Below are 12285 nucleotides of genomic sequence, written 5' to 3'. Positions count from 1 at the left end.
TCGAATGTTTACTAAGCAAACCTTTGATAATAATATCTATATGAAAATCTTTCGCTGGCTTTACATTTTATTTATCGGTAATCTAGGGCTTCTCTTAGTGAATATTCCTTTTTTTATAGCGGTGATTAGCTTAGACATTGATCCACGAAACCTCCCCCTTTTTGTAGTAACGTTGTTGCCGATGGGGGCAGGGATGATTGCACTTTTAGGCTTAATCGATACTTTTAAAGAAGAAAAGGAGCTGGATCCGTTTAAAACTTTTTTCCAAAAGTTTCGTCAGTTTGGGTTAAGAGGCTTTCTTATCAGTTTGCTTGGCTTAGGAAGTAGCATTATCAGTGTGACAGATATATTCTTTTTTGCCAAAACAACGATTGGTAAATGGTTTATTCCATTAATGGTCCTTCTGCTAATTTTTGGATTAGCTATTATGCTGAATGCTTGGTATTTTCAAGTACGAAACCCGCAAGCTTCTTTTAAAGATGTGTTTCGAATTTCTGTTTACTATGGACTGCGAAAATGGTATGTCAGCTGTCTAAATATTTTTTTACTATTTTCAATGTTTGCAATGATGTTTTTGAAGCCACAGTTTGGATTTGTTGTAACCCCTGTCCTTTTCCTAGGGATTATTTATTTAAACACTGGGAAATTGCATGAAAAGCAACAGTAGTGAATCTATAATGAATAAAGGTAATTCGACAAAGAAAACGGTATACCTCTTTTAAAGATTAAGCTATGGCAAATACTTGTGATAAAAAGTCAAATTTGGCTGTTTGAAAAGACTAAAGCAAGAATTGCTACTTTTCCAAATTTACTCAGTCTCTTCAATTGTCTATAATCAATAAATATTCTATTGCCTACTATTCATTCTTTTTAAAACAAGGTAAAATAATAAATGAAAGTAAATGATAAAGGTGTGTAGACAATGAATACTATCTTAACAGGTGATCGTCCAACTGGTAAATTGCACTTAGGACATTACGTAGGTTCTTTAAAAAAACGAGTAGAAATGCAAGCAGACCCTACAAATCAATTATTTGTCATGATTGCAGATTTACAAGCATTAACAGATAATGCAAAAAATCCTGAAAAAGTTTCAGCCAATGTTTTAGAAGTTGCTTTGGACTATTTAGCAGTTGGTTTAGATCCTACGAAAACAACAATTTTTATCCAATCGCAAATTCCACAGTTAGCTGAATTAACGATGTACTATTTAAATTTAGTGACCACATCACGTGTTCGGCGGAATCCAACGGTCAAAGCAGAAATTGAGCAAAAAAAATTTGGCGAAGGTGTTCCGACAGGATTTTTTATTTATCCCGTTTCACAAGCTGCTGATATTACTGCCTTTCAAGCGAGTTTAGTCCCAGTTGGGGAAGATCAAAAACCAATGTTGGAACAAGCGCAAGAAATTGTGCATAGTTTTAATCAGACCTACGGTGAAGTTTTAGTTAGACCGGAAGCAGTTTTACCACCAAAAGGTATGGGACGCTTGCCAGGAATTGACGGCAACGGAAAAATGAGCAAGTCTTTAGGCAATGGTATTTATCTTTCAGATCCAGCTGAAGTGGTCCAGAAAAAAGTAATGAGTATGTACACCGATCCAAATCATATTCGTGTAGAGGACCCAGGACAAGTTGAAGGAAATATGGTCTTTACTTACTTGGATGTTTTTGGGAAAGATAAAGAATATATTGAAGAATTAAAAGAACACTATCGTCATGGTGGTTTAGGTGATGTGAAAATTAAACGTTACTTAATTGAGGTCTTAGAAGAAGAACTTGCACCGATTCGTCGACGTCGTGAAGAGCTAGCTAAAAATCCAGAAGCAATTATGGAAATGTTGCATAAAGGGAGTCTTGCTGCTGAAAAAGTGGCAGCACAAACCTTAACGGAAGTCAAAAAAGCAATGGGAATTCAATACTTCTAAGCAACAAAAGAACTGGAACGAGTCAAAAGAAGAATGACTCGTTCCAGTTCTTTTTAAGTGGTTTGAAATTGACTATTATATAAGCTGGCGTAAAGAGTTGGTGCTTGTAATAGTTCCTGATGCGTTCCTTTTTCAATAATATCGCCATTTTTCATCACTAAAATTAAATCAGCATTTTCAATAGTGGATAATCGATGAGCAATGACGAAGCTTGTTCGATTTTCTGTGACAGTTTCCATAGCTTTTTGAATATGAGCTTCTGTTCGTGTGTCCACACTCGAAGTTGCTTCATCTAGAATAACAACAGGAGGATTTGCTAAAATGATTCGGGCGATGGTTAATAACTGTTGTTGCCCTTGTGATAATGCGCCATTTTCACTAGAAATGATTGTGTCATATCCTTGAGGTAGAGTCCGAATAAAATGATCACATTGGGCAATTTTAGCCGCTTCAATTATTTCTTCACGAGAAGCGTCCTTTTTGCCATAGGCAATATTATCTGCTACAGTTCCTTCAAATAACCAAGTGTTTTGTAAAACCATGCCAAATAAATTTCTTAGATTTTGTCGAGAAAGTTTCGTAATATCAATCCCATCAAAAGTAATGGTTCCATGATTTATTTCATAGAAACGCATTAATAAGTTAACTAATGTTGTTTTACCAGCGCCAGTTGGTCCCACAATGGCTACTGTTTTTTTCGGTTGAACGGAAAAATCAACATTCTTCATTAAAATTTTCTCTGGTGTATAGCCAAATTGCACATTTTTAAATTCAATGGCTCCTTTAGGAGAAGAAATAGTTTCTAAATGAGTCGCTTCTGGCTGTTCATCAGCTTCATCTAAGATAACAAAAATCCGATCAATGGAAGCCATTGCTGCTTGAATTGAGTTAATGACATAAGAAGCGGTAGAAATCGGCTCAGAAATTTGGTTGATATATTGCAAATACGCTTGCAAGAAACCAATCGTGATACCACCAGATAAAACGAGCATTGCGCCTAAAATAGCACTAATGATAAAAGCCAACTGATTGATAAAACGAATGGCTGGATAAATCGCAAAATTTAGAAACTGTGCTTTTTTAAAGGCACGATAATGTTGTTGATTAACGGCACCAATTGTTTTTTCAGCATTTTGCTGTTGGTTAAAGGTTTTTGTGACTAAATTTCCTGCTAAATATTCTTCCATTTTATTATTTAATTGACCCAATTCAGCTTGACTTTGATCAGCAAATACCTTATTTTTATTCGCAATTTTTGTTGTAATGAAGGTACTGCCGCCAATTAGGAGTAAGACTAAAATGGTTAATTTTGCATCAATATAAAATAACATAATGCCGGCAGAAAGGATAGTCACAACGGAAGTGAAAAATTGGTTGATTCCTGTTAATAGAACTTGCGACAATTGGTTTAAACCGCTTGTCGAGCGACTAATGATATCGCCCACTTGATGACTGTCAAAGAAAGCCATTGGTAAAGTTTTAAACTTTTTTGTCACTTCTTTTCTAATTCTTAAAGTAACCCGTTCGCTTAAGGAAGCCATTGCTCGTTCCTGAATAAAAGAAGCGATACTACTTATGATTGAAAAGAGAATTAAAAGCAAGACAGGACCTAAGAGCGCTTGCTCAACTAAAGGAAGCGTCATGCCTTTGAGGCCGACACGTTTGATAGTTTCCAAGAGATTATCAATCCCGATTGCCATAATAAAGGTCATGGCAACAATTAATAAGTTTCCAACTAAACTGCAGATCATTAGACCATAAAAGATTGGATGCTCAGGTTTAATCATTTTCCAGAAACGTTTAAAGCTTTGAAGATTCATTGTGTTTTTCATTGTATGGCTTGAAAAGAAAGCTTCCTTTCAAGCAGTCACATCCTTTCTTTAGTTATTTGGGTAAGATACCTTGCGATTTAGCAAAGTCTTGGTAATAGCTATTAGTGGCCAGTAAATCAGCGTGAATACCTTGACCAACAATTCTTCCTTCATCTAGGACGATAATATTGTCCGCATTCATGATGGTACTTAACCGTTGAGCATCAATGAGTAAAGTTTTGTCCGACATTTGTGCATGTAAAGCGGCACGTAGAGCGGCATCAGTTTTGTAATCTAATGCGGAAAAGCTGTCATCGAAAATATAAACGTCTGCCGGTTTGATTAAGGCTCGCGCAATACACATTCTTTGTTTTTGACCACCAGAATAGTTGGAGCCACCTTGTGCTACGAAACTTTCAATCCCTTGTGGTAAGGAATCGATGAACTCAGAAGATTGAGAAATTTCTAGGGCCGCTTTTATTTCTTCTGGAGTTGCTTCAGCGTTTCCCATTAATAAGTTTGATAAGATTGTCCCACTGAAAAGAAAGGCTTTTTGTGGCACATAACTGATGACTTGGCGAATCGTTTGCTGAGACAATGAGCGGATATCTGTGCCAGAATAGCTAATCGTGCCAGCTGTGACATCGTTTATTCGTAAAAGTAACTTAACTAAAGTACTTTTACCAGCGCCAGTTGCACCAACAATCGCCGTTGTTTTTCCTTTAGGGATGACAAAACTAACATTTTCTAAAACAGGATCAGCTGTTTCTGTGTATTTAAACGTGACTTGATCGAAGCGAATCAAGGCTTTCTCAGGATGATAAGTAATGGTTGCTTCAGTAAGAGGATCGCTAATTTCAATTTCTTCTGACAAAACTTCCTGCAATCGATTCAAGGAAGCAACGGACCGTGGAATGACAACTAATACCATAGCTGCGATCATTAAGTAGGCCAAAGTTAGAAGCGTATATTCAATAACAGCTGTAACGGTACCAATTTGTAGGGTGCCTACCGCAACTAAATTACCGCCAAACCATAAAATAGAGGCGTACACAATGCCCATTAATAAAAAGGCAACGGGAGTAATCCAAGCAAAGATTTGATTCACTTTACTCATGCGTTCAGCGTAATTTTTAAATGTTTGATTGGTTCGCTGCTCTTCAAAGTCTTGATTATTGAATGCACGAATCATATTAATTCCAGTAAAGAACTCTCGTAAAGTCGTAGTAATTCGATCCATTTTTGGTTGGATTTTTAAAGATAAAGGGGTGCCTTTTTTCATTAAGAAATAAACGACGACTGAATAAAATACGATTGAAGCCAATGTTACCCAAGCTAATGAGATTGAATAAGAAAATGTCATCACTAAGGCAAACAAACTAATAATAGGCGCTGGAAAGATTAATTGGCAAAACAACACAATCATTGTTTGAACATTGTCTACATCGTTGGTCATTCTAGTTAGCAAAGAATTTGAACCAAATTTATCAACATTTTTCATCGAGAATTGTTGAAATTTTTTAAAGAACAATCCTCTAACTTGAAAACCGAATTTAGCAGCTACTAAAGCAGACAAATAGCTAGAAATAATTGCAGCAATTGTTCCAATGAATGCCACAAGTAACATTTGTAAGCCAATCGCTTTAATCACTTGTTGATCACCACTAACGATGCCCACGTCAATCAACTTGCCAACTAATTTAGGGACGCCAAGGGTTCCTGCAATTTGCAAACAGATGCTTAAAGTTGTTGCAAGAACAATCCATTTATTTTCTTTAATAAATTCTTTCATTAATTTCATGAAACTTCCTCCTTAAACACTTCCGTTTTAGCTGTTACAAGGAGTCATTGTACACGTTCAAGTAACTTGAATGTCAACAGTAGAAATGCTAAACTTTTTGATGGAGGGAATAGGATGGAAAAAAATTACACAATAAAAGATGTCTCTGAGTTGTTAAATATCCCCAAGTCCACGATTCGTTATTGGGACGAACAAGGGTTGATTAGTACAACACGCAATGAAGAAAACGGGTATCGAACCTTTGATTTAGAAGATTTATTTAAAATATATGATATTGATTTTTATCGAAAAATGGGGATTCCTATTAAGGATATGTTGAATTTATATAAAAAGACACCTACCGATCTTTATGCCACAATGGAAGCAACAGAAGAACAACTAGGACAGGAAATAAAAAGGCTTCAACATAAATACCAAGAAATCAAAAAAAGAAAGTTACATTTACATGCGTTAATTGATTTAGAAACATTGGTTTTTTCAGATGAACCAATTCCTTTTGATAAAATTGTTGTTGTCGATATTGAGAATCCAGAAGAGATGAAGGTTTACATGGAACATATTTCAACTTTAGGAATCTATGGGGATTTAAGTAAATCAAATGAACTGACATATGGGATTTGTTTGGCGAACCATGTGAATAAAAAAAGTTTAGACAAAGTGATTTGGCACAAAGGATCAAGTAGCCAATACAAAGGCTTTATTTTAAAAGTCAATACGCAAGATACCCGTTTGAATAATATTGAAGAAGTAAAGAAGCGTTTAGCAAAAGAAGGATTTGAAACAGGCGTTGTTGTCGGAGAACATATCTTGACACAACTAGAAGAGGATAATCAATATATTGAATATTATTGTGGTTGGATTGAAATTTTAGAGGAAAAGTAAAACAATTTAAACAAAAAAAGGAACTAGCAATGGCAAATGTAGCTAAGCTAGTTCCTTTTTTTGGTAAATGTAATGAAAATTACATGAAAAAAGTTTTAGTTTTTAAAACAATTTAGAACGAATGTTATTAAAGGGAAAACAATAAAAAAATTGCTTTTGAAGTTAGAACTTGTCTATACTTGTGCTTTTTAGGAAAAGTCAATATATTTGCTTGACATAAAATATGTTATTTAATTTTTGATATTTTGTTGAAATATCGGTCTTTTTTCTTTTTTTAGATAATAAAATATGTTACTTTTTGGTTATAAGGAGAAACGGAAAATTGTACGTTTAAAAAAGTTGTTGTAGCTAAATAAATAAAAAATTGAAGGTTGAAAAAGTATTTCATGGAGGTGGATATTAAGAACTAATTAGTAATTATAAAAGTTGCTTGAAGATTATTTGTTTAATTAAATAAAAAGAACGAAGGAGAATGTAAATGAATAAAGCAGTTAAAAATTTTGTCAGCTATCTAATGATCACATTGCTATTTATTTTAAATTTGTTACCAATGATGAGTGCGTTTGCTCAAGAAGTAACAGATGATACTAGCAATACTGTTGAAAAAGAAGGACTTAAAGTAACAGGAAAAGTAAAAGATACATCAACTAAAGAAGATTCTAAAACAATTACTTATGAGATTATGAATATACAAGATGTACCAATCAAAAACATCATTTTAAAGCAAAAAAATAACAATGATAGTCCAATCAAATTTGTATTAGATACTTTAAGTGAAGAGCGAGGTCCTACGGCTCTAGAAGAGCAAGTAAAAGTTGAAACAAATGAGGAAGATCAAACAACTGATATTATGATTCCTAACCTTCAACCAAATACAACAAGAAAGATTACCATAAATGGGCAAATAACGACAAAAACGACAAGCAAGTTATTAGTGAGCGTACTAGTAAATGATAGTGAAAAAGGAACGCTAGCAGTTGATTTACTCACTAAAGATATATTAGCAGACAAAGAATTAGTATCGAAGGAAAAACAGGAAACTTCTGAAATAAAAGTAGAAAATCAAGTAAGCGAAACAGTTTCTTCTACAAATGAAAAGACCTCAACTAATAGCAACGAAACAAAGCCTGAAGCAGGAAAGGCGACAGAAAGAATCCAAGAGACAGTACCAACAGAGGATACCGAAAGTGCTGAGCAATCTCCGTTAAAGGCACAACCCACTGGGCCATTAGTACCACCAACACCTGGACGGGGCTTTGATACACCAATTTATCAAAGTGTTCATAGAGGAGAACTTTTTTCAACGGGAAATACTAATCTAAAAATTGCGAATGAAAATACGGCAGCTGCTCAGACGTTTTTAAACACACGAGGAGCAAGTAGTGGTTATGCAATTAACAATTTTCCTTTAGAATTTGCAGATGTTGACAATGATCCAAATACGTATAACTCTAGTCGGGCTTATATCGATTTAAATGGTGCAAAAGAGATTGCTTGGGCGGGCTTATTTTGGAGTGCGTCTAGATATAAAGGTCCTGCTTACGGAACGAATCTTTCTGATGAAGAAATTAGTGCACCAGTACAATTTACAACACCAAATGGAACTGTACAGCGCGTTTCGCCCCAAAGGTACCATCGTATCGATCAAGATGCAACAAACCCAGGACAACGTTTCGGTTACAATAATACTGGATTTTCTAATTATGTAGATGTAACTTCAATTTTACAAGGAGATAAAAGTGCGACTGGAAGTTATACGTTGGCAGATATTCCTATGACAAGTAGTTTAAATGGTCAATATCAATATTATAACTTTAGTGGTTGGAGTTTATTTGTTGTTACGAAGGATCAGGCAAGTAAATCAAGAGCTTTTAGTATTTACTATGGAGCACGTGGCAATGCTGCTGGAACCAATAATGAATTTACTATGAGCAACTTTTTAACAGCAAAACAAGGAAAGCTTGATCCAATTGTGACCTGGTTTACTGTTCAAGGAGATAAATACTGGACTGGAGACAACGCACAGATTAAAAATAGCGCAGGAACTTGGGTAAATATTTCGAACACGCTCAACCCAGTTAATAATGCTATGAACGCAACTGTGACAGATAACGATGAACATATGGTAGACAAATATCCAGGGAAATTTGCACCAGATTATCCTAATTTTTTAGATATTGATATCGATCGTATGGCAATTCCCGAAGGTGTTTTAAATGCTGGACAAAACCAAATTAATTTTAGAACAACAAGTAGTGGTGACGATTATTCTACGAATGCGATTGGTTTTGCTGTAAACGCAGAAACGCCTGAATTTGAAATTAAGAAAGAAATTGTGGAACCAAAAGAAACTTACAAAGTTGGTGAAACGATCACGTACCGTGTCTCACTAAAAAATACAAAAGCTGATTCAGAAGCGATAAATTCAGTCTCGAAGGATGCACTAGATACTCGCTTAAATTATGTGCCAGGCTCTTTAAAAATTATTAGTGGACCAAATTCTGGTGAAAAAACGGATGCTTCAGGCGATGATCAAGCTGAATATGATGAAACCAATAAAGAAATTATAGTCCGTGTCGGTAATGATGCAACTGCTACACAAGGAGGTAGCTACAAAGCTGATACAGCAGAAACAATTTACGAATTTAAAGCTCAGATAAATGAACGAGCAAAAGCAAATGAATTAGTGCCTAATAGCGCAACCGTTGAGGCAGTAGATATTTTAACATCTGCAAAAATCAACGAAACTTCTAATATAGTAGAAGCAAAAATTGCAGACGAAGAAGTAACTGGCAAACTAACCGCTACAAAAACCGTTAATAACGCTAAACCAAAACTAGGCGAAGAAATCGAGTACACTATCAGCTTCCGCAACACTGTCGAAAACGGCGTCTTAAACAAAGTGGCTATCACAGACCAACTACCAAAAGGACTGACATATGTCAAAGATAGTCTGACAAGTGTCGGTGATGAACCCAAGCCAACCAGCTTGACAGAAACCAACGGCACAATCACAGCGGAATACTCAAGTATCACGGATACGAAAGAACGGAGTATTCGTTTCAAAGTAATTGTTAACGAAGAAGCCAAAGCGGGCGAAACCATTCTCAACAAAGCCAAAGTAGATGACACAGTCAATCCACCCGAAGAACCAGAGGTACCGGTGGTGCCAGAAGCGAAAGCAGGGAAATTAACCGCTACAAAAACCGTTAATAACGCTAAACCAAAACTAGGCGAAGAAATCGAGTACACCATCAGCTTCCGCAACACTGTCGAAAACGGCGTCTTAAACAAAGTGGTTATCACAGACCAACTACCAAAAGAACTGACGTATGTCAAAGATAGTCTGACAAGTGTCGGTGATGAACCCAAGCCAACTAACTTGACAGAAACCAACGGCACAATCACAGCGGAATACCCAAGTATCACGGATACGAAAGAGCGGAGTATTCGCTTCAAAGTGATCGTCAATGAAGAAGCTAAGGCAGGCGAAACAATTCTTAACAAAGCCAAAGTAGATGACACAGTCAATCCGCCCGAAGAACCAGAGGTGCCGGTGGTGCCAGAAGCGAAAGCAGGCAAACTAACCGCTACAAAAACCGTTAATACCGCCAAACCGAAACTAGGGGAAGAAATCGAATACACCATCAGCTTCCGCAACACTGTCGAAAACGGCATCTTAAACAAAGTGGTTATCACAGACCAACTACCAAAAGGACTGACGTATGTCAAAGATAGCCTGAAAAGTGTCGGTGATGAACCCAAGCCAACTAACTTGACAGAAACCAACGGCACAATCACAGCGGAATACCCAAGTATCACGGATACGAAAGAACGGAGTATTCGCTTCAAAGTGATCGTCAATGAAGAAGCTAAGGCAGGCGAAACAATTCTTAACAAAGCCAAAGTAGATGACACAGTCAATCCGCCCGAAGAACCAGAGGTGCCGGTGGTGCCAGAAGCGAAAGCAGGCAAATTAACCGCTACAAAAACCGTTAATAACGCTAAACCAAAACTAGGGGAAGAAATCGAATACACCATCAGCTTCCGCAACACCATCGAAAATGGCGTCTTAAACAAAGTAGTTATCACAGACCAACTACCAAAAGGACTGACATATGTCAAAGATAGCCTGACAAGTGTCGGTGATGAACCCAAGCCAGCCAGCTTGACAGAAACCAACGGCACAATCACAGCGGAATACCCAAGTATCACGGATACGAAAGAGCGGAGTATTCGCTTCAAAGTAATCGTGAACGAAAAAGCTAAGGCCGGTGAAGTAATTCTTAACAAAGCCAAAGTAGATGACACAGTCAATCCACCCGAAGAACCAGAGGTGCCCATTACACCCGAAGAACCAATCACACCTCGAGTAAAAGCAGGGAAACTAACCGCAACAAAAACCGTTAATAACGCTAAACCAAAACTAGGGGAAGAAATCGAATACACCATCAGCTTCCGCAACACTGTCGAAAACGGTGTCTTAAACAAAGTGGTTATCACAGACCAACTACCAAAAGGACTGACATATGTCAAAGATAGTCTGACAAGTGTCGGTGATGAACCCAAGCCAACTAACTTGACAGAAACCAACGGCACAATCACAGCGGAATACCCAAGTATCAACGATACGAAAGAACGGAGTATTCGTTTCAAAGTAATTGTTAACGAAGAAGCCAAAGCGGGCGAAACCATTCTCAACAAAGCCAAAGTAGACGATGGCATCAATCCGCCCGAAGAACCAGAGGTGCCCATTACACCCGAAGAACCAATCACACCTCGAGTAAAAGCAGGGAAACTAACCGCAACAAAAACCGTTAATACCGCCAAACCAAAACTAGGGGAAGAAATCGAATACACCATCAGCTTCCGCAACACCATCGAAAATGGCGTCTTAAACAAAGTAGTTATCACAGACCAACTACCAAAAGGACTGACGTATGTCAAAGATAGCCTAACAAGTGTCGGTGATGAACCCAAGCCAACCAGCTTGACAGAAACCAACGGCACAATCACAGCGGAATACCCAAGTATCACGGATACGAAAGAGCGGAGTATTCGCTTCAAAGTAATCGTCAACGAAAAAGCTAAGGCAGGTGAAACAATTCTCAACAAAGCCAAAGTAGATGACACAGTCAATCCGCCCGAAGAACCAGAGGTGCCGGTGGTGCCAGAAGCGAAAGCAGGGAAATTAACCGCTACAAAAACTGTTAATACCGCCAAACCAAAACTAGGGGAAGAAATCGAATACACCATCAGCTTCCGCAACACTGTCGAAAACGGCGTCTTAAACAAAGTGGTTATCACAGACCAACTACCAAAAGGACTGACATATGTCAAAGATAGCCTGACAAGTGTCGGTGATGAACCCAAGCCAACCAGCTTGAAAGAGACCAACGGCACAATTACAGCGGAATACCCAAGTATCACGGATACGAAAGAACGGAGTATTCGTTTCAAAGTAATTGTTAACGAAGAAGCCAAAGCGGGCGAAACAATTCTTAACAAAGCCAAAGTAGATGACACAGTCAATCCGCCCGAAGAACCAGAGGTGCCCATTACACCCGAAGAACCAGCGGAAAATAAAAAGGAAACAAAAAAAGTTGTTACAGACAAGAATAAACCTACAAAAAATAGTAAAAATGAAATTGCCATAAACAAGAAAGAAACGTCTAAAACATCCTATTTACCAAAAACAGGAGAAAAAGTCCAAAAAATATTTGCGTATCTGGGTGTAGGACTGATCTTAATTGTATTAATTCTCTATGTTATAAAGAAAAACAAAGAAAAAGAGGAGTAAACAAAATCGATTGCTTTAGAGCGACTAATTAGCTGAAAATTTAAGAGTTGGAAACATAAGTCAA

Annotated in this window: 6 protein-coding genes; 4 read left to right on the top strand and 2 right to left on the bottom strand. The window is 37.2% G+C overall.

Annotation, left to right across the window (positions count from 1 at the left end):
* Positions 1-4 precede the first annotated feature (4 nt).
* Positions 5-667, top strand: coding sequence for a DUF624 domain-containing protein (locus tag IGI87_RS09320; RefSeq protein ID WP_438736795.1), 663 nt, complete (start codon positions 5-7; stop codon positions 665-667).
* 255 nt (positions 668-922) lie between these two features.
* Positions 923-1927: a tryptophan--tRNA ligase gene (gene trpS / locus IGI87_RS09315; RefSeq protein WP_113794378.1), complete on the top strand. Its 1005-nt coding sequence runs from the start codon at positions 923-925 to the stop codon at positions 1925-1927.
* A gap of 53 nt (positions 1928-1980) precedes the next feature.
* Here trpS and IGI87_RS09310 read toward each other — a convergent pair whose 3' ends face one another.
* Positions 1981-3759, bottom strand: coding sequence for an ABC transporter ATP-binding protein (locus IGI87_RS09310; RefSeq protein ID WP_104854748.1), 1779 nt, complete (start codon positions 3757-3759; stop codon positions 1981-1983).
* Between the two features lie 52 nt (positions 3760-3811).
* Positions 3812-5539: an ABC transporter ATP-binding protein gene (locus tag IGI87_RS09305; RefSeq protein ID WP_438736792.1), complete on the bottom strand. Its 1728-nt coding sequence runs from the start codon at positions 5537-5539 to the stop codon at positions 3812-3814.
* Between the two features lie 66 nt (positions 5540-5605).
* Here IGI87_RS09305 and IGI87_RS09300 point away from each other — a divergent pair, with 66 nt between their 5' ends.
* Positions 5606-6421: a MerR family transcriptional regulator gene (locus IGI87_RS09300; RefSeq protein WP_438736790.1), complete on the top strand. Its 816-nt coding sequence runs from the start codon at positions 5606-5608 to the stop codon at positions 6419-6421.
* Positions 6422-6899: 478 nt separating this feature from the next.
* The gene (locus tag IGI87_RS09295; protein WP_438736788.1) at positions 6900-12221 is read left to right on the top strand and encodes an isopeptide-forming domain-containing fimbrial protein; all 5322 of its coding nucleotides are present in this window, start codon (positions 6900-6902) and stop codon (positions 12219-12221) included.
* The last annotated feature ends 64 nt before the right edge of the window (positions 12222-12285 follow it).

Source organism: Enterococcus sp. DIV1444a, from assembly GCF_051712125.1.
In the GTDB taxonomy this organism is placed as follows: Bacteria; Bacillota; Bacilli; order Lactobacillales; family Enterococcaceae; genus Enterococcus; species Enterococcus faecalis.
This window is presented reverse-complemented; position numbering and strand designations above follow the sequence as displayed.